Raw genomic sequence first — 22,274 nt, 5'->3', positions numbered from 1 at the left:
TGTTTATATTTTTGCCACGAATTCACGAATAATATTGGAAATGTTTGTGACTGAAAATCATATTAAATTATTTACAAGAGAATTCTTTGGTGATCTAAAAAGTCTTTATGAAAATTAACCAAAAGGGCTAGTTTATACCCAGAGACTTTAAGATAGTTAATTCATTGGGCCAAATGCTTATCGTTTAACATCTCAATAGATTTTATTTCTAGAATTATTTTGTCCATCACCACAAAATCCGCATAGAACTTATGTGGTAAAATTATGTCTTTATACCTAACAGAATATTGTTTCTCTCTTCAAATGAAATTCCCTTTAGTTTGAATTCATATTCAATAGCATCCTAATAAACAATTTCTGCAAACCCACTTCCCAATTGATTATAGACGTCGAACAAACATCCAACAATTGCATAGCTTTCTTCTTTATAAGTAATATTGGCCATGGATCAAAAGGAGATTATTACCTAGTTATTCGTGAATTCGTGGCAACTCACTGACGAATTACTTTCACACTTCCATCATTTTTCAACTTTATTATCGTCGAAGGTTTTCCTGATTTTTTATCGCGGTGCAAATTTACGATATAGTCAACGCCGTCCAAAATTAATGGGTCTATTTCAGAATAACTTTTTGGGGTGGGAGTTCCACTTATGTTTGCCGAAGTAGAAACCAATGGTTTTCGGAGCTTTTGGATCAATTTCTTGCAGAATTCGTCCTTGGTTACGCGTATTGCCAAAGAGTTGTCGTCAGCAACTAAGTTTTCTGCTATGCGAATTGGATTATCGAAAATTATGGTCGTTGGTTTATCTGCGTATTTTAAAATATCATAAGCCACTTCCGGAACATCTTCAACATATTCATTGAGCATCCTAAAATCATGGACCAAACAGATCATTGACTTTTTATCGCTTCTATTTTTCAGTTTAAAGATTTTATCAACAGCTTCCGCATTGGTGGCGTCACACCCTATTCCCCAAACAGTGTCGGTTGGGTATAAAATAAGGCCACCCCTTTTAAGAATTGTGAGGGCTTTTTCAATTTCATCTTTTAGTGTCATATAAATACATTTTGAGGCTGCAAAGTACTTCAAAATTGAGAAGAAAACAGTGCCATTTTTGTATAAACTTGTATATCAGCAATAATAGATTTTGTATCTATTTATAAAATTATTTTCCTTACAATCCATCAATATTTTCAAAAGGAAAAGTTATTGTTTCAAAAACTATATATTTGAAGAAAATTGTTTCTTTAATGAAATCTTCCCTCTTAATTTCCACCTATAATTGGCCTGAAGCGTTGGAGTTAGTTTTGTTGAGCTTAGAAAACCAATCGGTTAGACCCGATGAAGTTTTAATCGCAGATGATGGCTCTAAGGAAGAAACCAAGGAATTAATCGAAGCTTTTCAGCGGAAAAGTCGCATTCCCATAATTCATTTTTGGCATGAGGATAAAGGGTTTAGAAGATCGCTTATATTAAATAAAGCCATAGCTGGAAGTTCTTCGGAATATATTATCCAAACCGATGGTGACTGCATTATGCACAAGGATTTTGTGAAAGATCACCTAGAGATGTGCGAACCCAATACTTATCTTTTTGGGAGCAGAGTGAACATTCAGGAAGCCGAGCTTTCTTCTTTGTTCTCTCAGAAAAAAATTAAGTTTGGATTTCTAGATAAGGGAATTAAAAAGCGCACGCGCAATCTGAGAATTCCTATGTTTGCAGATCTTTATAAGAAGAATACGGAGGTCTCATCAAAAATGAGAGGGTGCAACCTTTCCTTTTGGAAAAAGGATTTTATTGCCGTAAATGGATATAACGAGGCTTTTGAAGGTTGGGGCAGGGAAGACTCAGAGTTGATAATTCGGATGATGAATAATGGGGTGCAGGGACGCCGACTTAGATATAGAGGGATTGTTTACCATATTTGGCACAAGGTAAGTGACCAGAGCAGATTTGAAACAAATGACAGTCTTCAGCAGCAAGCGGTAAATGAAAAAAGTAAGTGGGCCGAGCGAGGGGTGGATAAATACCTATAGATTTTTATCCAGATACTCAATAATTGCCACAGCGGATCTTTGTGAAGCGGTGGAACCTTCTTCTCTATAATAATTCTCCTCTGTAATCGCTTCTTGAATTGCTTTGTATTTTTCTTGAAATTTTTGAGACGAAGTTCGTAGCGCATCGTCAAGTTCTCCGATTGTATTTATAACATCGCCACATTTCCAAAAACGGTAATTTATATCATTTTTATATTCAACGTTATCCGTGTTCAAAAAAACGCACGGGCGGGGAGTGGTGATAAATTCAAATACCTGGCTGGAGACATCGCCCAAGTAAATATCTGCTTCTTTCACATAGGCCATATTGACACTTTTTTCGCTTCCTAAGTCTATGTGGATGTTAGGTGATTTAAAATATATTTTCGGTATAACGGAAATATCATCACCGCCCACTTTATTGAAAAGATTGATGTGGGGCGCAAAAATGAGATTGTATTTTTCAGAATTGCTGAAAAACTCTAATATTTCAAGTCCTAAAAAATGCCAGGAGGAAAATGGCGGTGAAAAATGTGGATTGTAAAGTACCGTGGTTTTATGATTGGAAAACACTGCTTTTGTATTCAAATCTCTCACCGCATCCAATTTGCAGTAACCGGTAATTTTAAAATTAGTGTTTAAAAGATTCATCTTTTTCAATGAACGGTACTCAGATTCTCCCGATAGTAAATGGAGATCGAAATCAAGCACATCTTTCTGGTAACTATAAGCTCTTCCAGCGGTACCGTGCTCTACATAGATAAACTTGATAGGTCTATGCTTTCTCGCCTTTAAAAAATAATGATGAAAATAATCCGTAAATAGTATCGCGTCAAAATTATCGAGAATATATTCCTGATGTTTCTTTATCCAAAACCCTTTCCGAGGTAATTTTCTACCCTTTAACTTATCGGTAAAAGCGCGAAAGGGAGCGGTGGGCAATTTTTCAACTATAACCTTATCGCCGTTAAGTTCTGCCAAGGCTTCAGAGAGAAAACGCGTATCTCCTGTATGGGTTAGGATATGGACTTCATTGGTTTTTGAAAGTTCAATGGCCGTAGTTATAAAATGGTAGATATGGTGGATTTCATCCAGAAAAATTATCGCAATTTTATAATTTCCTTTCATAGTTCAATCTATTTTCCGGTATAACATCCAAAGATTTACATAGCGCTTAAAAACAGAAAAACCGTTTAAATAGGCCAATATAAAGCCTTCTTTTCCATCCAATAACCCCAATCTGATAAAATATTGAAAGGTGAAACGATAAAAAGGTCTAAAAAAGAAATGGTACAATGTCGGTTTCTTTCCTTGTTCATAAAGCATTACAGCTTGCAAGCGGCTATAATGGTGCATTTTTGCCGTATATTCATCAAAAGATTTATAGGTATGATGGCGAAGATGGTTTTTTAAGCGAAGCGTTTTTCCGTTGGCAATAAGGAGTTCGTGAACCAGATTGTCGTTATATTGGCAGAAATTCTTATTAAATAGTCGAATGATATAATCATTTTGTATTCCGCTGTATTTTAATAGTTTACCCATAAAAAAATAATCGCGTTTTACAAAATAGCCAATTGCCGTCGGATTTTTAACCGTACTCACAATTTCTTCGGAAAGTTCTTTAGTGATTTCCTCGTCAGGATCGAAGAAAGTAATCCAATCATGGCTAGCTTTCGAAATAGCGAAATTTTTTTGATCGGAGAAATTAAGGAAATGACGTTGGTAGATTTTCACCTTTTCCTTTCCTTGCGCTAAGGATACAGTTTCATCGGTACTAAAGGAATCTACTATGATGATTTCATCCGCAAACCACAGACTGTCAATATAAGCTTCGATATTGTCGGCCTCATTGAGAGTTATGGCAAGGGCGGAAATTTTAATAGGGTTTTCCAAAAAGACTTTGTAATTTGCGTAAAAGTACTACATTTAAGAGTCAAAAATGAAACAAAAATGGCCCGACTTCCTATTTTAATGTACCATGAAGTGGCTCTAAAAGATTCCGAAGGCCTGACTATTTCTGCGAAAAACCTCGAAGCTCAATTTGCCTATCTGGCGGAGAAAGGTTTCCAAACTTATCATTTTAAGGAATTGGAACAAATCCATAAAAACACTTTTAAAAAAAATATTGTAATCACGTTTGATGACGCTTACTTAAGTCACTTAAAATATGCTGCTCCACTATTGAAAAAGTATAATCTTAAGGCGACATTTTTCGCTCCGCTACATTTTTTGGGCAAAACGGATTTGTGGAATACGTCTCAGCTGAATATTATGACTATTGAACAGTTAAAATCCTTAGATCCGGAAATTATAGAATTAGGTTTCCATTCTTTCTATCATAAAAAATACACCGAACTTTCCAATGCTGAAACGGAGGCAGACACCCGTAGATGTATGGAATTTGTTTCTGAGCACGAACTGGATTTTTCACCGGTATTGGCATATCCCTACGGGAAATTCCCCAGAGAGAAATTGGAAAATAAGATTTTTGAGAAAATACTTTCCCAGAACGGAATAAAATACGGAGTGCGAATAGGTAATAGAATAAATAAGTACCCTTTTAAAAAACCGTACCAAATTGAAAGGATTGATGTTAGGGGAGAATGGAGCCTATGGACATTCAGACAGAAAATTAGGTTTGGAAAATTGTTCTAAGATCCTAGCGCATTCCTTTTCTCAACAGCATCAACTTTACATATCTTTCAAATACTCCATAGGCATTCACGGCGGCCACTGTAAGACCGGGAATACCATCCATTATTCCTCCTTTTAGAATATAGGATTTAAAAAACCGAAAAGCGGGCCTAAACATCAATAAGAACAATGTAGGCTTTTTACCTTTTTCCATTAATTGTCCTGCTTGAAACCAAGCGTAGTATTCTCTTTTCTGTATATAATTAAGGAGCCCTCTATAGGTATAATGGAGCATGTCGTTTTTAAGCTTCCCAATAGAGCCTTCCACTTGTAACCTTTCGTGAACATCGCCGGTAAAGGTAGCGCCCACTCTTTTTATAAGCCTTAGAACCTTATCACTTTCGTGATAAAGAAACCGATTCATAAAAAAATGAGGGAAGTTTATTTTATATCCATTGTGTTTGGGCCGGGCAATTGTTTCCAATATTTCTTTTTGGAGGGAATGGGTAATACGTTCATCCGCATCCAGAAATAATACCCAATCTGAAGTAGCATGCTTTAATGCAAAGTTTTTTTGATTTGAAAAATCATCAAACTTTCTATGAAGAATTTTATGTACATAGGGCTTCGCAATTTCTACAGTATCGTCAGTACTGTATGAATCTATCAATATAATCTCATCGGCAAACAGAGCCGATTTTATAGCGCCCTCGATAAAGGTTTCTTCGTTGTAAGTTGGGATAATTACGGTAAGCGTCGGCATGGGGTAAAATTAGTAAATAACTTTATCTTTGCGTTAATGAAAATAGATACTTCCATAATAATTAGTACTTATAATTCCCCCGACTGGTTAGAAAAAGTGCTCTACGGCTACAATAACCAGACGTATCAAATGTTCGAATTATTAGTGGCGGATGACGGCTCTACTTCAGAAACTAGGGACCTCATTTTGCGTCTTCAAAAAGAAGTATTTTTTCCCATAATTCACGTTTGGCAGGAAGATGATGGTTTTCAAAAAACCCGGATTCTCAATAAAGCATTAACTCAGAGCACAACTCCGTATATAGTTATGAGCGACGGCGATTGCATACCACGTAAGGATTTTGTGGAGCAGCACGTCAAGTATCGGGAAGAAGGTTATTTTTTATCTGGCGGTTACTTCAAACTTCCCATGTCGATATCAAAAGCTATTACAAAGGAAGATATTTATACCGAACGATGTTTTGATTTAAACTGGCTGAAAGAAAAAGGACTGAAAACCTATTTTAAAAGCAATAAGCTAACTTCCGGTGCCATAAAAAAGGCGGTATTAAATACCGTTACCCCTACCACCGCCTCTTGGAATGGCCATAACGCCTCTGGCTGGACGGAAGATATATTGGCAGTAAATGGGTTTGATGAGCGCATGCAATACGGCGGGGAGGACCGAGAATTGGGGGAACGACTTATGAATAATGGAATTAAGGCGAAACAAATGCGATATACCGCAATTACGCTACACTTGGACCATGAAAGAGGATACGCAAAACCGGAGATGATTGAAAAAAATAGAGCAATTCGTGAAACTACTCGACGTGAAAAGAGAATCTGGACCAAATTTGGGATTCAAAAGGAAAAGGTAACGGTATAAAATCAATCTACTTTTGCAGGCTTAAGATGTTTGTCCAAAAAAGGCTTTAATTTTTTCAAAATAATTTCGGGAGTAAGATGGCGATATAAAGATTCCGGATTTGCCTCGATTTCTTTCCGTGAATCACGGGTAAATTCTTCAAAAAGTTCGGGTTTTTCCTCCAATAAATGAACTGATTGGTGAGTGATTTCATCTTCAAAACTACTCCAATCTCCTTTATCGATAAAGGGAGAATAGATGGTAAAGGTTGGTTTGTCTAGAGCTTTTGCTATATGAATGCTTCCACCCTCGTTAGCGATAAGTAAATCGCAGGAATTCATCAACACACAAAAGCCACGAATGCTGCTTTCATAAATGTCCATAAAAATCCTCTCTTTATGGGTGCACAAGCTGTAAACGTGTTTTGCTTCCTCCAATTGATATGGAGCATAATTGAAGAGCAGGCTTACGTTATAATTTTCCAAAACAAAATCTACCAATTGGGCCACATAGTCAAGAGGCATAGACTTTGCTTTTGTACTCCCCATAATTCCGAACATAACAATAGGCTTCTTTAATGAGGCGGTTTTATGGTAACTTTTTTCCCCATCCGTAAGAAAAATCTTTGGTCTGTACTCTGGTTCTTTTAAAGGGAAGAGATTGGTAATCATATTAAAACGATCTTCAATAGCCTTGCCACAGAACTTCGATTTATGATCCAAGAAATCAATAGGATGTGTATAAAAGGGAAGTTTTAATTTTTTGTAACTGCGTTTAAAACCGGTTCGAATTTCCGCTCCGGAAAAAAGACAAATCAACCGGCTTTGAAATTTGGCATAGCTGTCAAAAATGATATCATACTTTTCAGCTCTTATTTTTAAGAGGGTTTTATAGAGTTTTCCGAATTTTTTTAATTCTTTTTCCTTTACCGCGATAATCCGGTCGATATTGGGGTTGTTCTCTAGTACGCCAGTGGTGTAGTCATAAACAAAATAGGTGATTTCACTTTCTGGAAAAATCTTTTTTATATTGTTGGCAATGACCGAGCTGATTAAAACATCGCCAATTCTTTTATTCTGTATTACGAGTATTTTCTTCATAAAGATTACCTTCGCAAAATAATCCTTTTGTCCTTATAAATATAAATAATGCGAGATAATTTTATTGTTCATCCACATTATTCAAACTTGGAGTCGGCTTTAAAAGAAGCGGTTCAAAATTTTTCCGAAGTAGGAGAGAACGTAACTGAAGGGCAGCGCAATACCATAAAAAAGATTAAGATTGGAGAAACATATTTCAATATAAAACAATTTAAAACTCCCAATAGTTTCCAATCCGTAGTTTACAGATTCCTAAGAAAAAGTAAGGCAAAACGTTCTTATGAATATGCCCTAAAGTTAATTAATCTCGGTATTAACACACCCTATCCGGTAGCTTACATCGAAAGTTTTTCCCCTGGACTGAAGGAAAGTTTTTACATAAGTGAGCATTTGGATTACCACTTCGATTTTCGCGATTTAATTCACAATCCAACTTTTAAAAATCGCGATGAGATTTTAAAGCAATTCACAAATTTCACTTTTAAGCTTCACCAAAACAACATAAATTTCTTAGATCATTCTCCCGGAAATACCCTTATAGTTGAAAAGGACAATCAACAATATGAATTCTATCTAATCGATTTAAATCGAATGAAATTCGAACCAATGGATTTTGATAAACGCATGTTCAACTTCCGAAGGTTATGGTTGTCCAAAAAGATGATAAAGATAATGGCAAAGGAATATGCGCACCTTTACAGTAAAAGCTTTGAAGATGTATACGGATTGATGTCAAAATACAGCCGACAGTTCCAATTAAAAATCAACAGCAAAAAGATCTCAAAGCGAAAGAGGCGTAAGTTTTAAAGTTTCTAAACACCATTTTCTCAACAATAACAACTGCCTATTGAAACTGCGACTGCTACTATTTAAACCGCCACCCCATATTCCCTCAGGGCATCATTTAAAGACGTTTTTAGGTTGGTACTTTCCTTTCGTTTTCCAATAATCAGCGCACAGGGAACTTGATATTCTCCCGCGGGAAATTTTTTGGTATAACTACCAGGGATCACCACCGAGCGTTCGGGAACATAACCTTTAATTTCTATTGGATTTTCACCGGTTACATCAATAATCTTTGTAGAAGCGGTCAATACAACGTTTGCACCGAGAACAGCTTCTTTTCCTACCCGTATGCCTTCAACTACAATACAACGTGAACCAATAAAAGCGCCATCCTCTATGATTACGGGAGCAGCTTGGAGGGGCTCCAGAACTCCGCCTATTCCCACGCCACCACTTAGATGTACATTCTTTCCTATTTGCGCGCAACTGCCCACGGTAGCCCAGGTATCCACCATCGTCCCTTCATCAACATAAGCCCCAATATTTACATAACTGGGCATCAGAATCACTCCTTTTGAAATATAGGCTCCATGACGTGCCACTGCGTTCGGCACTACTCGAATCTGCTTAGCTTCATAACCTGATTTTAATGGGATTTTATCATGATATTCAAATATCCCTGCCTCCATAGTCCGCATTCTTTGAATAGGAAAATAAAGCACAATAGCTTTCTTGATCCATTCATTTACCTGCCAGCCATCTGCGGTGGGTTCTGCGCAGCGAAGTTTACCTTCATCGCAAAGGTTTACTACCTGGCGTATGGCAACAATAGTTTCGGTCTCGGTAAGCAAGGAACGATCTTCCCAAGCTTTTTCAATAGTTTGTTGTAGTTCTCTCATTAAAATTGGAATTTTATCGGATCTGGATTTCTTTGGAGAGCAAAAGCACTCCAATTCCGCAAATATAGAGCCTCCCTTTCAATTAACGGCCCAATTTTAGTATAGTAATGCTCAAACTCTTACTTTTGCATCCGTTATGGGAAGAATTTTAGCTCTGGATTACGGCAGCAAGCGCACTGGCATTGCCATCACCGATGAAATGCGTCTCATTGCTTCAGGCTTGACCACAGTAAGTACTCCAGAATTAATGCTATTTTTGGAGAAATATTTCGCTTCAGAAAAAGTAGATCTTGTATTAGTTGGTGAACCAAAACAAAAGGACGGATCCCCTTCTACTGTTGAAGAAGAAATTCAGAGATTTTTAAAGAAATTTTCCCGTACTTTTCCCGACTTAGAAGTGAAGCGAGTTGATGAAAGGTATACGAGCAAAATGGCTTTTCAAACTATGATTGATAGCGGATTGAAGAAGAAACAGCGACAGAATAAAGCGCTTGTTGATGAAATTAGCGCTACGATTATATTACAAGAGTTTTTGTATAATAATTAGAAATTGGCAGTGGCAGTTTTCCGTATATTTATCTTTAACGATTGAAGAAACATCTAGATTGATAAGTAGGCATTATACAAATTAAAAACTAACTAGAAACTGGCGACCAGAAACTTAAGATTAGAAACTAGAAACAATTAAAAATATACATTATAAAATGGTTTTACCAATTGTTGCATACGGTGATCCTGTATTACGGAAACAGACCGAAACGATTACCAAAGATTTTCCGAAGCTGGATGAGTTGATCGAAAATATGTTCGAAACCATGTATGAGGCACGGGGAATCGGACTGGCGGCCCCTCAGGTGGGAGTGCCCGTTCGGCTTTTTATTGTGGACGCCACTATTTTTGAGGACGACGAAGATCTATCGGAAGAAGAACGGGAATTTGTCTCCACTTTTAAAAGAATATTTATCAATGCCCAAATTACAGAGGAATCTGGGGACGAATGGGCGTTCAATGAAGGTTGTTTGAGTATCCCTGATGTTCGCGAGGATGTTTTTCGTCAGCCCCATATTACTATTGAGTATGAGGATGAAAATTTCAAAAAACACAAGGAGACTTTTACGGGAATCGTTGCACGAATTGTGCAGCACGAATACGATCATATTGAGGGAATTCTCTTTACAGATAAACTTTCACCGTTGAAAAAAAGGTTGATAAAAGGGAAATTGGCCAACATCTCAAAAGGTAAAATTGATGTTGATTATCGTATGCGTTTTCCGCTGACAAAAAAGAAACGTTAACACACTTGTATATATAAACCAAAGCAAAGATATTTGCATCCATCAAAATCTAAATTTAATTTATGAGCTTAGAAAAAGTGCTATCCATTTCCGGTAAACCGGGACTTTTCTTGTTAAAAAGCCAAACTAGAAACGGTTTTTTGGCAGAGTCTCTTTTGGACGGAAAGACTATGAATGTAAGCGGACGCAATAGCGTTAGTCTTCTTTCTGAAATTGCTATCTATACTTTAACCGCAGAAGTTCCGCTTAGAGAGGTATTCCAGAAAATAGCCGACAAGGAAGAAGGAAAAGAAGCCATAAGCCCCAAAGCTTCAAAAGACGAACTCGAGGAGTATTTCTTTGGGATATTACCTGATTATGATGAGGAGCGTGTATATGCAAGTGATATCAAAAAGATAATCCAATGGTACAACCTGTTGGTAAAAAACGATATGGCCGATTTCTCCGAGCCTGAAAAGAAAGCAGAGGATAATAAAGAAACAGTCGATTTGGCAAAAGAATCTAAATCTTTGCCAAGCAAAAAAACTGCGGCTCCAAAAAATGCAGGTCAAAAAGCATCTTCCTCAAAGAAAGGTGGAACAACCAAGAGTGCAGTTTCTAGAAAAACCTAATAGGAATTCCTAACCGTATTCCCTTTACATATTAATCCCGTTATTCCAATTTTTGGTATTCGGGATTTTTTTTATGATTGACGATATCTGTATTTTAAAGACAAGAGGATTCTTTTTCAAAAAGGAAGTTCCTCCTAAGATTACTTGTGTATTTTTGTTGCCTTTAACCTGAAACAACAATTATGAAATTTTTTATCGATACCGCAAATCTTGATCAAATTCGCGAAGCCCAAAATATGGGTATTCTTGATGGGGTAACTACGAACCCATCCTTAATGGCCAAGGAAAAAATTACTGGACGCAATAATATATTAAAGCACTACGTAGATATTTGTAATATTGTGGATGGCGATGTGTCAGCGGAAGTTATTGCCACGGATTTTGAGGGAATGGTGAAAGAAGGGGAGGAGCTAGCTGAACTTCACGATCAGATTGTGGTAAAAATTCCGATGATAAAAGAAGGTGTAAAGGCTATTAAATACTTTACCGATCACGGCATACGCACCAATTGTACATTGGTATTTTCTGCAGGGCAAGCGTTATTGGCGGCAAAGGCAGGAGCAACGTATGTTTCTCCATTTATTGGCCGACTGGATGATATTTCTACGGATGGGCTGGAACTAATTGCCGACATTCGACTTATCTATGACAACTTCGGATTTGAGACTCAAATTTTGGCAGCCTCTATTAGACATACCATGCATATTGTTAACTGTGCAAAAATAGGAGCCGATGTCATTACCGGACCACTTTCATCCATTGAAGGACTTTTAAAACATCCCTTGACAGACAGCGGTTTAAAACAATTTTTGGCAGACCATAAAAGGGGAAATTAGTTTTGGATTTCATTAAAAGTAAACACATCAATTTAGAATTTGAAGATTCTAAACGTTGCTCCTGACAAATTTTTTATCTATCAGTTTCTGGGAAAATTAAAATAGCTTTTATGTTTTCCCTTCAAAATGTTACTTTCAAAATTTTATTAGACTATTCAATTTATAAACAGAAGGATAATTGATGAAATTATTTTTCCGGTCTTAAATAACAATGTAAAGGTATTAATGCCGAGAATTTTCAGGTTAAGATATAATCTGAAAGGAATGGAAGTGAAAAAACGAACGAATTAGCGATTTAGAAGACCCAACAACAATTGTTCGAAATTGCTGTTGAACATATTGGTATTTCCATCTAAGATCACCGAATTTTTGTCCAGAATAATTGCCTTGCTGATAGTGCTCAGTACCAAGACTTTTTCAGATTCGGCCAAATTTTCTAATTGAAATTCCTGTGATTCGTCCAGTTTCATGTTTTGGACAAGATTGCGCCACTTTTTAAAATTTGGATCAGTATTAATCCCCAGGAAATCGTATTCGGGATATTTGGATTTTAGTTCGGCTGCACGATTATGGACCATTCGTGCCTGTCCAGGATTATCATAGGTCCAGAAATATAGAACGGTAGGTCTATTCACTACCTGACGTATATTTTTAATATTGTTGCCCATCGATACCAGTTGGACATCGGGAATTAAGTTTCCTCCAGACAACCGGATCGTGGCTTTGGTCAATTTTTCAATTTCCCCAGTATGTTTGGCATTATTGTTCAAAGAAGTGAAAAGATCTAAAAATTCCTTTTCCTGGATGGAATCCTTTGCACAGAACAAATACCGATAGGCGGTGTAGCGCAGAAGACTGTTTTTAATAGAGTCGTTGGAAATGACACTATCGATGGCCTTTATTTTATCCACACTAAAATTATAAGAATTCCTGTCAACACCGGGAGGGTACTTTGCTATTAGCATACTATTGAAATAGCGATTCAGGAATCTGTAATAAGGATAGTAATAACGAAGTTTTTCCTTATCGAAATCTATATTCTTTCGGTAATCAAAATAGTCGTCTCCTAGAATATCGAGACGGCTTCTATTGGCCATTGCGTAAAGTTCCTTTTTGGAAAAATAATCATACTTTATGGATGCCTCGGCTACTTCTTTAAAGCCTTCACTTACTTGGTTCCGAATTAAAAAATCTTGGTATTCCGCTTTTTTTTCTGCCTTGATAGAGTCGATTTTCATCGTAAATTCTTTTGGAGAAAGTGTATACCATTTTGGAAGGAACTTGTTTTCTCTTTCATTCTTAAGATAGAGGTCCATCAACAAATTATTCTGCGCGGCTCCTTTTCCAGAATAGGCGAGCGATTCGTCAAATTCGAGAGTATTCAAATGTAGCAAAAGGCTGTCTCCGGGCTGAATATAAAAAACTTGGGTTTCGTTATGACGAAGGGTATATAGCCCTTCCTTTATTTTATCGGTGCGGTAAAGAAAGAAATTATTGGAATCCAATTTTACGGTATCCAGCACATGTTTCCCCTGAGCGAAAATGATGTAATCTAGTTTTGGATTTACAATCTGTCCTCCAATCCAGGTAACTCTATCAGAAGATTCGTCCTTCTTTTTACAAGAAAACAGGGCAAAGAACACGAAAATAAATGGGAGTAATTTTTTTACCAAGGACGCTACATTATTATAAACCCAACAAATGTAACCGAGTAGTATAACAGTTAATGTTAAATCATGGTTAAAAGGATTTTTTGAAAGTTAATCTTTTCGAGGTCTCGGTTAAATACCTAATTTTGCGCAAAATTTAGGAAAGTATGCTATCAGTTTCAAATTTATCGGTGCAATTTGGCAAAAGAGTTTTGTTCGATGAGGTAAGTACCCAGTTTACCACGGGAAATATATATGGTATTATCGGGGCAAATGGTGCGGGAAAATCGACGTTTTTAAAAATTATTTCCGGTAAGCAAGATCCAACTTCTGGACAAGTGCATTTAGAAAAAGGGAAACGAATGTCCGTGCTTGAACAGAACCATAATGCTTATGACGATTTTATGGTACTGGAAACGGTGGTCCGCGGAAATAAGGAGTTGTTTGAAATAAAAAGTCAGATTGATAAACTTTATGAAGACTATACAGATGCCAACGCCGAAAAAATAGGTGAGCTCCAAGTTGCCTTTGAGGAAATGAACGGATGGAATGCAGAAAGCGATGCAGCAACCCTCTTATCACATCTGGGTATAGATGAGAGTTTCCATTATACTTTAATGAAGGATTTGGACGGGAAGCAAAAAGTTCGTGTTTTGTTGGCCCAGGCACTTTTTGGTAATCCAGATGTTTTGATAATGGATGAGCCTACCAACGACCTTGATTATGAAACCATTACCTGGCTGGAGAATTTTTTGGCCAATTATGATAATTGCGTAATCGTGGTTTCCCACGACCGTCACTTTTTAGATTCGGTTTGTACACATATTAGCGATATCGACTTCGGAAAAATAACCCATTATAGTGGAAACTATACCTTTTGGTACGAAAGTAGCCAGTTGGCCGCTCGTCAACGCGCACAGCAGAACAAAAAGGCTGAGGAGAAAAAGAAAGAACTCCAAGAGTTTATTATGAGGTTTAGTGCCAACGTGGCAAAAAGCAAACAGGCTACTTCCCGAAAGAAAATGATTGAGAAGTTGAACATTGAAGAGATCAAGCCATCTAGCCGTCGATATCCTGCTATAATTTTTGATAGAGAGCGCGAAGCAGGCGATCAGATTTTAAATATTGAAAATCTATCTGCTTCCATTGATGGAGAGACATTGTTTCAAGGCGTAAATCTAAATCTGGCAAAAGGCGATAAAGTGGTTATTTTTTCAAGGGATTCCAGAGCGGCTACGGCTTTTTATGAAATATTGAGTGGTAATATTAAACCGGATACCGGAAGTTATCAGTGGGGAATCACCACTACCCAAAGCTATCTGCCATTGGATAATGAGAAGTTTTTCCAAAACAACCTTTCTTTGGTTGATTGGCTTCGTCAATATGCCAAAACGGAAGAAGAACGAGAAGAGGTTTACTTAAGAGGTTTCTTGGGGAAAATGCTTTTCAGCGGGGAAGAAGCATTAAAGAAAAGCAATGTTCTTTCGGGAGGGGAAAAAGTACGCTGTATGTTAAGCCGAATGATGATGATGCGTGCCAATGTCCTTATGCTGGATGAACCTACAAACCACTTGGACTTGGAATCGATTACGGCTTTTAACAACTCTCTTAAAAACTTTAAGGGAACAGTATTATTGACAACCCACGACCACGAATTTGCCCAGACTGTTGGAAATAGGGTAGTGGAGCTAACTCCAAATGGAGCCATTGATCGATATATGAATTTTGATGAGTATATGGATGACAAAAAGATCAAGGAGCAACGGGAAAAGATGTATTCTGCGGAAGCTCAATAAAAATTAATGGAAATAGAAAAGTGGTGTGGACTTATTAAAAGTTTACACCACTTTTTTTATAGAGTTCTAATCCTTACTTCTGGTTACTCACTTCCTCACCGATATCCTGAAAAAATTCATCGATGATGGGTTGTGCTCTTTCCATTTCGTCATTCCGGATAAAAATCATCATTTGATTGGCAATGCTTGCGGCAAACCCGGCTCTTATGGCGCTTTCGTGGTCATCCCGCTTTACTGGACTGATTCCAACTTCATTCAATCTTGCTACCAAGCCCATTGCCACCAAAGAAGGTCCTGTGTATATTCTTTTAATATCCGACATAAATTTATTCCTCAATTTCTGCAATAAAAGCATCTGCAATAGGCTGTGCTCTAACCAACTCATCTTCACGGACAAAAACCCTTATCTGATCGGAATAATTGCTTCCCGATCCAAACATGATCGCATTTTGTTGGTCATCCCGTACGATTGGTACAATGCCTATTTCCTCTAATCTTCCCACAAGGGCTTCGGCCATTAAAATAGGACCGGTATAAATGCGAACTGTTTCTTCTCTAATTTCAGACATAATTATTTCATTTATTCATCAAGTACTAAAATACTAACTTATTTTCGACTTTGACTTGAATAATTCTGTGAAAACTTTCATAAAAGCGATGAGAGAGATTTCAAAAACAATTTACCTAATTAAAATTGACGAATAAAAAAACCGTCCCAATTTAAATTTGAGACGGCTTTCAGTTCTACTGAAAAATAACTAGATTATTTCTTGATAAGTCTATAGGTATTTTCATTTCCATCGATAATAACTTTCATCAAGTAAGCTCCAGTTGGCAAATTACCCATTTCCAAAGTAGGAGTTGCGTTATTTGGCTGCAAGCTGATTACCTGTTGGCCCAATAAGTTATAAACTACAACATTTTGGATTTCGGTATTTGCTTTTAGCGCTAAAGAGTTTTCCACGGGGTTTGGATAATAGGTGAAACCTTGGAATACTTGATCTTCAATGCCAACAGTTTGGCAATTAATAGTTGCTACCCAACCCGCTCTGGTTACCTGAAAGTCACTTCTAAATACAAAAGTTAAGGCACCACTTGAATGTGTTGAAGTAAATGATCCTGGACTGGATTGTCCATAATATCCACCAGCAGGGAAATTTGGAGTCGCAGGATTTCCACTATCAAATAAAGGGTAAGTAGCATCGGGTCCGTTGTGGATATATAATACATCCCAGCCAAAGTCAACATCAAAAGTTAAGAAGTTAACTGTTACAGCATCTCCAGGAACTTCTGGTGAAATAATGGTTGTAACATTCTCATTGTTTCCATAATTTCCATTTGCTCCCCCAGTGTCATAGAAAATCTCGCCGCAAGTAGGAGGAACTACAGCTGTCTTGAAAGTGGTTGGACCGGCCAATGCACTAAGATCCCCATTACCACAATCAGATTTCACGTAAAAATCATAAACAGTATAAGGGTTTAAACCTGTAACGGTAACTGAATGGGTAGCTTCTGGTGTAGTACCAGTTGCAAAGGGAGTTCCCGTTGGGTCGTCACCGCTTTCAAAAATAAACCATTCGTAACCATTGCTCGCATTTGCAACCAAATCCCATTTAAGTTCTACGGAATCCTGAGTAATATGATGGGCTATTAAGTTATTTGGCTGAAGGCAAGTTGGTGCTTCAGCCACCATAACATCATCTACATCAATTCCGCGTGCGAAATTAGATTTTCCCTCAAAAGCGATATAATAATCGGCGCTTGGGTTGGGAAGGTTCAAGATAACTTGAGTCCATACAGTGTGTTCGGTAGTATAACTTTGGCCAATTTGAGTCCAAGTTCCACCCGCACTGGTTTTGTAGAAAACACGGAGTTCATCTACATCACCAATCCAATTTGCATTTGCAAAGTAGAATGTAAGCTGTGGAGATGTCAATGAAGTTAGATCCATTGCGGGAGAAACCAATTTGGTTTTTTCAGTCATTGACTCAATTTTAAATTGTGCCATCAACTCTCCGGTTCTAGGTGTTACGGAATTATTTCCGTTCGTTGTAACATATTTCCAGTCGGTAGGTATACCAGCAACATACTCGTTTGTCCAGCAATCTCTAGTTCCTGAAGAATTTTCAAACGATTCCACAAAAGGGAAAGAATCTATTGCACCACCACAAAGAGTAGAAAATCCTTTAGGTCCAGCTGGAAATGGAGTTCCCGAACCGCAAAGTGGAGTAACATAAAACTCATAATATGTAGCAGGGGAAAGACCTGTCAAAGTTTCTCCAATGGTACCGTCATTATCCAGAACTACTGTTCCTGTACCAAGTTCAAATCCTGCCGGGCCATATTCTATTTCCCATTCAGTTTCGCTTCCGGTTGGATTCCAACTAAGTTCGGCGGAGGTTTGGGTAACATTGCTTACTGTAAGGTTTGTAGGCTGTGGACAATCAACCATAGTACAACTTCCTTGAATACTGAATACAGCATCAAAACTTCCAGGATTAACCATCCAAGGTTCATTTTGATACTTAATCACCGCATAATTACCAATATGATTGGCGCTGGTCATTTCAATTCCGGTGGTGGAAGCGGGATCTAAGGCGGTGGCACTAATTTGAATCCAGTAAGTTGCTGCCTCATTATTTGCGCCTCTTGTAAAATCTCTTGGAGTAGGGAGCTCAACAGTTACTTCCCAAGTATCTATACCATCAAAAGCACCAATTAGTATTTGTGAAGTAGGAGAAAGATTTTGAATAGCCGCACCCATTTGGGCACCGGGTTCTCCATCATTATCTTCGTAAAATACTATCCCTACGTTGTTAACCCCACCCGCAGCAACAATATTGGCAGTTACCGTTTCAGCTGAAAAGTTTATAGTACTTGCACTAACAATAAAATCGTCGGCAATCTTATATCCTGAATTGGGATGGATAACATAGGCTGCTTCAAAGTTATTTCCAACTTGGGTCTGTCCGCAGCCCTCAGTATCCATAGTTCTAAAAGTAATGGATTGGGAGGGGATACTTTGTTCCCCTACACCGCAAACGGCAGTAACATATATCTCATAATTTGTATTAGAATCCAAACCCGTAAGAACGGTATTTGGAGTTCCATTAACTGGAACTTGGGTCCCAGTTCCCAAAACAAATCCGGGAGCACCGTACTCAAGAATCCATTCAGTTTCTGAACCACCGGCTGTCCAAGAAACCTCTACAGTTCCATCGGCTAGGGGAGTGGCCTCCAGAGCGGAAGCAGGAGGACATGAAATTACATTGTCCACCACAGAAAAATCATCGAAATAAATATAATAACCATCCGTATTGCTATCAGGAATATGAATCGCAATATGAACTATTCCGGAATAATCACTTAAATCGATTGTATGTAGAGTAGGTCCTGCAGTATTAACAAGAGTTCGGGGTAAGATTATATTTGTAAAGTCTTCCACATCATTCTCAGTCGTTGATAATACAACTTCAAATTCATCCGGCTGACCGGCATTTAACAACAAAGTATAAAACTTTAAAGTTTGGTTTCCATTCAGGTTCAAAGGAGGCAATATTAAGTAGTCGTCGTTATTACCATTATTGAAATCTGTATACATTCCAACAGCAATTGAGCCTCCAACGCCAAATCCGTTGTCACTTTCAAAAGTTCTGGCATCGTCATTATGGTCCACTACAGTCCAACAGGAAGGAACAGCAGGAGTTTCAACTCCTTCGAAATTTTCAGTCCAAGGAAATGAACCAATGGGTGTACAAGTAGTTGAAAATTGTTTTGGACCTGCCCAAGCACTAATATCACCACTTCCACAATCAGAATTTACATAAAAGTCGTATTCTGTAGCAGCGGAAAGTCCAGTAATGGTTTCCCCTAGAGTGCCGTCGGTATCGGTAATTATAGTTCCATTTCCTGGCGTGAAACCTGTGGGCCCATACTCGATATTCCAGGTAGTTGCAGATCCATGTTCTGTCCAAAGTAAATGGGCAGAAGTAGTGGTTAGGTTTTTAACCCGAAGATTGGTAGGTGCCAAACAAGAAGGTCCTGCGGCAACTGATACATCATCTAAGTCAATACCACCACCGAAATTAAATTTTCCTTGAAAAGCAATATAGTAGTCATTCGATGCTTCGGGAAGGTTTAAGGTAACTTCAGTCCAAGCGGGATTTTCATAATTATAAGTATCACCTATTTGGGTCCAAGCACCCGTTGCGCTAGTTTTATAAAACACTCGCAATTCATCAACAACCCCGATTCTTATATTTGCAAAAAAGAAATTCAATTGAGGATTTTGAACTCCAGTTAAATCAAGGGAAGGCGTAACCAATTTTGTGATAGCACCATAATTAGTGTGCTTAAATTCGGCCATACGTGTACCGGAATGCGGAGTTACACCAAAAGGATTTTCGGTAACCATATTCCAGTTTTCTGTACTCACAACATATTCATTCGTCCATCCCGCGGGCAAAGTCGGGGAGTCGAAACTTTCATTTAAAATTTGAGCACTGACCTGCCAACTACAGCAAGCAATGAACAGGGATAGAATTAGAGTAATCTGTTTCATTATATAGGTTTTAGTTAATAATCCGCGCAAGGTATTAAACCTATGTATTAGGGTCAAAGGAAAGTAAGTTAATTTATGAGTGTATTGTCAAGAAAAATACCTATACAAATAGATATTATAAAGAAATTAAAATTGAAGCAATCAATTAAAAAATAGATCTATATCTAAAGTAAATAATTGCGAAGATAGTTTGCTGAAGGTATCCTCTATGGAGTAATACATTGACTAAAATTAACCGTTATAATATTTGCTGTTCCAGATATCATTATTGAAGTTTTTCCCTTTGGCAATACCGTAAAAAAGGACAAGGCCGCCTACACCGTTAAGGATAATTAAGAAAAGAAAGATGTAATTTCCTGCATTCGGCGATTGTGAAAACCAGTGCATAGGTGAGAGTATTGTCAATATAACACTCAAAAAAACTACAGTAAAAGTCAAGTTGTCGAAATTTTTATATGGCCACATCAACAACTTTCGAAAGGGGTTAAGATCGCGGCCCCATTTATGGATCAGATAAAAATAACCATTTCCTATAGGAGCAAAAAGGAGAGGATCATCTGCATTTTCAAGCTTTAATAATTTCGCCGGAGCTACAATTTTAAAGTTTCCCAATTTGGTCTGGTGTTTATTTTCAATATCGCGGATTTTCGAAATCGCCTCTTCAGGAATCTCACCTTTAAAATAATGTGAATCCAAAAATCGTAGTCTATAGGTTACACAAATTTCTCTGATATCATTTAGGTGAAAAATACTTCTGGAATCCAATAAATCGAAGTCAAAATCATTTCCAGCATCGGTATTACTTTTTGTATTTAATGCCTTCTCTATTAACTGACGCTGTTTTTCATTCTCCCTAAAAATATGGTAAACTTCATCTAAAATATTTTCTTCCTTAATTCTTTGAGTACGTAGATTGAGCAATTTTTCCCTTATATCGATTCTTGAAAACATAACCTATGACTTTTATCAGTAATAAAATTACACAGTAGTCTTAAAGATTACAAATGTTTAACAGAAATTAATTTTATGGAATTTAAATTTAATATGAAGAACCTACAGTTTGGAGCATAAACCTGTGCGCGTCTTGAAGTTGATAATGTTTATTCTTATATTGTTTTTTGCTGGATTTGATACTTATGAAATTATTTTTACTTTTTTTAATGACTTTTACAATGAAACTCGGTATTGCCCAGAATTTTAATAAGAAGGCTATTCCGCTTGAAAATAGATCAAGCTTAGATAAGCTTATAGATGCTTCCAAAAACAAAAAGCTGATCATGCTGGGTGAAGCCAGCCATGGTACTCATGAATACTACGCTTGGCGCGATAAAATAAGCCAACGACTAATTAAAGATCACAACTTTAGTTTTATTGCAGTGGAAGGGGATTTTGCGAGTCTTTATAAGCTCAATAGATATGTAAAAAATTTGCAAGGTGCAGAGAACTCCGCACGAGAGGTTTTGATGCACTTGGAACGTTTCCCAACGTGGATGTGGGCCAACGAAGAAGTTGTTGCACTTGCAGAATGGCTAAGAAAGTATAACGACAATTTACCGCAAAAAGATAAGATCGGTTTTTACGGAATGGATGTTTATGACGAATGGCATTCCAAAGAAATGGTTTTGGAACTTCTTAAAAACACGGATGAAACCAGCTTTAATTTTGTAAAGGAAAATTACAATTGTTTCCATCCTTTTAAAGGAGATAGTTGGCAATATGCAAGGGCAGTAAAGGCAGGAAAAGAGGATTGTGCCACGGCGACAAAAAATGTCGTGGATTATATTCGAAACAATCGTCAGAAATTAAGCTCATTATCTGATGACGATTATTTCTATTTACTTCAAAACGCGATTGTATTTCATAATGCGGAAGCTTTTTATAGGGAAAGTGTCGCTGCAAAGGATTCGGCATCATGGAACTCGAGGGTATTCCACATGCACGATACCGTAGAAGATCTGCTCAGAATTTATGGGGAAAACTCCAGGGGTATTGTATGGGCGCACAACACACATATTGGAGATGCATCCTATACCAATATGCGGAATTACGGAGAAAAAAATATTGGTCAGCTCATGCGGGAAACTCTGGGAGAAGAAAATGTATTTTTAATAGGCTTTACTACTTATGAAGGAAAAGTAATGGCAGCACGTAGTTGGGGCGGGAGAATGGAGGAAATGAAAATTCCCAAAGCAATTCCGAAAAGCGTCGAGGCGCAGTTAAACCAAATTGGATATGAATCGTTATATGTTATTTTTGATAAGGAAGATCGTAAAAAGAAAAACCTCAAGGTAACTGGGAATAGGGCAGTGGGAGTTGTCTATAATCCCGAAATGGATCGACGACAATTTGTACCAACCCTAGTGCCTATGCGATATGATGCGCTTGTTTTCTTCAGGAATACCACCGCTTTACATGTTTTGAATAAATAATTATAACCTGTATATCCAATTAAAAGTTTT

The 22,274-nt window shown here is 37.5% G+C and carries 23 protein-coding genes; 10 read left to right on the top strand and 13 right to left on the bottom strand.

Annotated elements, in window-relative coordinates; genetic code table 11:
* Positions 1-161: 161 nt before the first annotated feature.
* The 3 genes from EI546_RS16650 to EI546_RS03065 form a co-directional block, all read right to left on the bottom strand.
* On the bottom strand, positions 162-263 hold the full coding sequence (locus EI546_RS16650) for a GxxExxY protein (RefSeq protein WP_317127452.1): 102 nt from the start codon (positions 261-263) through the stop codon (positions 162-164).
* Between the two features lie 80 nt (positions 264-343).
* Positions 344-445 carry a GxxExxY protein gene (locus EI546_RS16645; protein ID WP_317127440.1) on the bottom strand — a complete coding sequence of 34 codons (102 nt, stop codon included), beginning with the start codon at positions 443-445 and terminating at the stop codon, positions 344-346.
* A gap of 47 nt (positions 446-492) precedes the next feature.
* Positions 493-1,059 (bottom strand): L-threonylcarbamoyladenylate synthase, encoded by a 567-nt coding sequence (locus EI546_RS03065; protein WP_128249168.1) that lies wholly within the window; start codon positions 1,057-1,059, stop codon positions 493-495.
* Positions 1,060-1,253: 194 nt separating this feature from the next.
* Here EI546_RS03065 and EI546_RS03060 point away from each other — a divergent pair, with 194 nt between their 5' ends.
* On the top strand, positions 1,254-2,039 hold the full coding sequence (locus EI546_RS03060) for a glycosyltransferase family 2 protein (RefSeq protein ID WP_128249167.1): 786 nt from the start codon (positions 1,254-1,256) through the stop codon (positions 2,037-2,039).
* On the opposite strand, the gene EI546_RS03055 is transcribed toward EI546_RS03060, so the two are convergent.
* Positions 2,034-3,167: a CDP-glycerol glycerophosphotransferase family protein gene (locus EI546_RS03055; protein ID WP_128249166.1), complete on the bottom strand. Its 1,134-nt coding sequence runs from the start codon at positions 3,165-3,167 to the stop codon at positions 2,034-2,036. The genes EI546_RS03060 and EI546_RS03055 overlap by 6 nt on opposite strands.
* 3 nt (positions 3,168-3,170) lie before the next feature.
* Complete coding sequence (locus EI546_RS03050; RefSeq protein WP_128249165.1) at positions 3,171-3,932, bottom strand: glycosyltransferase family 2 protein; 762 nt, start codon at positions 3,930-3,932, stop codon at positions 3,171-3,173.
* Positions 3,933-3,989: 57 nt separating this feature from the next.
* Between EI546_RS03050 and EI546_RS03045 the strand changes: the two genes are divergently transcribed.
* Complete coding sequence (locus EI546_RS03045) at positions 3,990-4,694, top strand: polysaccharide deacetylase family protein (RefSeq protein WP_128249164.1); 705 nt, start codon at positions 3,990-3,992, stop codon at positions 4,692-4,694.
* Between the two features lie 4 nt (positions 4,695-4,698).
* On the opposite strand, the gene EI546_RS03040 is transcribed toward EI546_RS03045, so the two are convergent.
* Positions 4,699-5,436: a glycosyltransferase family 2 protein gene (locus EI546_RS03040; RefSeq protein ID WP_128249163.1), complete on the bottom strand. Its 738-nt coding sequence runs from the start codon at positions 5,434-5,436 to the stop codon at positions 4,699-4,701.
* A 36-nt stretch (positions 5,437-5,472) separates the two neighbouring features.
* Here EI546_RS03040 and EI546_RS03035 point away from each other — a divergent pair, with 36 nt between their 5' ends.
* Positions 5,473-6,303, top strand: coding sequence for a glycosyltransferase family 2 protein (locus EI546_RS03035; RefSeq protein WP_128249162.1), 831 nt, complete (start codon positions 5,473-5,475; stop codon positions 6,301-6,303).
* A gap of 2 nt (positions 6,304-6,305) precedes the next feature.
* Here EI546_RS03035 and EI546_RS03030 read toward each other — a convergent pair whose 3' ends face one another.
* Complete coding sequence (locus tag EI546_RS03030; protein WP_128249161.1) at positions 6,306-7,382, bottom strand: glycosyltransferase family 9 protein; 1,077 nt, start codon at positions 7,380-7,382, stop codon at positions 6,306-6,308.
* Between the two features lie 48 nt (positions 7,383-7,430).
* On the opposite strand from EI546_RS03030, the gene EI546_RS03025 reads away from it, so the two are divergent.
* Entirely contained in the window at positions 7,431-8,189 is a 759-nt protein-coding gene (locus tag EI546_RS03025) for a lipopolysaccharide kinase InaA family protein (RefSeq protein WP_128249160.1), read from the top strand.
* Positions 8,190-8,251: 62 nt separating this feature from the next.
* Here the strand turns inward: EI546_RS03025 and EI546_RS03020 are convergent, their stop codons facing one another.
* The gene (locus tag EI546_RS03020) at positions 8,252-9,067 is read right to left on the bottom strand and encodes a 2,3,4,5-tetrahydropyridine-2,6-dicarboxylate N-succinyltransferase (protein ID WP_128249159.1); all 816 of its coding nucleotides are present in this window, start codon (positions 9,065-9,067) and stop codon (positions 8,252-8,254) included.
* A gap of 136 nt (positions 9,068-9,203) precedes the next feature.
* Here EI546_RS03020 and ruvX point away from each other — a divergent pair, with 136 nt between their 5' ends.
* The 4 genes from ruvX (at position 9,204) to fsa (ending at position 11,809) form a co-directional block, all read left to right on the top strand.
* Entirely contained in the window at positions 9,204-9,614 is a 411-nt protein-coding gene (ruvX, locus tag EI546_RS03015) for a Holliday junction resolvase RuvX (protein WP_128249158.1), read from the top strand.
* Between the two features lie 157 nt (positions 9,615-9,771).
* Complete coding sequence (gene def, locus EI546_RS03010) at positions 9,772-10,362, top strand: peptide deformylase (RefSeq protein ID WP_128249157.1); 591 nt, start codon at positions 9,772-9,774, stop codon at positions 10,360-10,362.
* Between the two features lie 62 nt (positions 10,363-10,424).
* Complete coding sequence (locus EI546_RS03005) at positions 10,425-10,973, top strand: DUF5606 family protein (RefSeq protein ID WP_128249156.1); 549 nt, start codon at positions 10,425-10,427, stop codon at positions 10,971-10,973.
* A gap of 182 nt (positions 10,974-11,155) precedes the next feature.
* The gene (gene fsa / locus EI546_RS03000; protein ID WP_128249155.1) at positions 11,156-11,809 is read left to right on the top strand and encodes a fructose-6-phosphate aldolase; all 654 of its coding nucleotides are present in this window, start codon (positions 11,156-11,158) and stop codon (positions 11,807-11,809) included.
* Between the two features lie 287 nt (positions 11,810-12,096).
* On the opposite strand, the gene EI546_RS02995 is transcribed toward fsa, so the two are convergent.
* Positions 12,097-13,482: a TlpA family protein disulfide reductase gene (locus EI546_RS02995; RefSeq protein ID WP_128249154.1), complete on the bottom strand. Its 1,386-nt coding sequence runs from the start codon at positions 13,480-13,482 to the stop codon at positions 12,097-12,099.
* A gap of 143 nt (positions 13,483-13,625) precedes the next feature.
* Here EI546_RS02995 and EI546_RS02990 point away from each other — a divergent pair, with 143 nt between their 5' ends.
* The gene (locus EI546_RS02990; RefSeq protein WP_128249153.1) at positions 13,626-15,254 is read left to right on the top strand and encodes an ABC-F family ATP-binding cassette domain-containing protein; all 1,629 of its coding nucleotides are present in this window, start codon (positions 13,626-13,628) and stop codon (positions 15,252-15,254) included.
* 73 nt (positions 15,255-15,327) lie between these two features.
* Here EI546_RS02990 and EI546_RS02985 read toward each other — a convergent pair whose 3' ends face one another.
* The 4 genes from EI546_RS02985 to EI546_RS02970 form a co-directional block, all read right to left on the bottom strand.
* Positions 15,328-15,576, bottom strand: a complete 249-nt coding sequence (locus EI546_RS02985; protein WP_164905154.1) for a DUF2007 domain-containing protein — start codon at positions 15,574-15,576, stop codon at positions 15,328-15,330.
* 4 nt (positions 15,577-15,580) lie between these two features.
* Entirely contained in the window at positions 15,581-15,823 is a 243-nt protein-coding gene (locus EI546_RS02980) for a putative signal transducing protein (protein ID WP_128249151.1), read from the bottom strand.
* Positions 15,824-16,017: 194 nt separating this feature from the next.
* Entirely contained in the window at positions 16,018-19,815 is a 3,798-nt protein-coding gene (locus EI546_RS02975; protein ID WP_128249150.1) for a T9SS-dependent choice-of-anchor J family protein, read from the bottom strand.
* 231 nt (positions 19,816-20,046) lie between these two features.
* Complete coding sequence (locus tag EI546_RS02970) at positions 20,047-20,766, bottom strand: hypothetical protein (protein WP_128249149.1); 720 nt, start codon at positions 20,764-20,766, stop codon at positions 20,047-20,049.
* 185 nt (positions 20,767-20,951) lie between these two features.
* On the opposite strand from EI546_RS02970, the gene EI546_RS02965 reads away from it, so the two are divergent.
* Positions 20,952-22,244, top strand: a complete 1,293-nt coding sequence (locus EI546_RS02965; RefSeq protein WP_128249148.1) for an erythromycin esterase family protein — start codon at positions 20,952-20,954, stop codon at positions 22,242-22,244.
* The last annotated feature ends 30 nt before the right edge of the window (positions 22,245-22,274 follow it).

Origin of the sequence: Aequorivita sp. H23M31, from assembly GCF_004022485.1 — a bacterium.
In the GTDB taxonomy this organism is placed as follows: domain Bacteria; phylum Bacteroidota; class Bacteroidia; order Flavobacteriales; family Flavobacteriaceae; genus Aequorivita; species Aequorivita ciconiae.
Note: the sequence above shows the minus strand (reverse complement) of the source record. Positions and strands in the feature narration are given on the sequence as shown.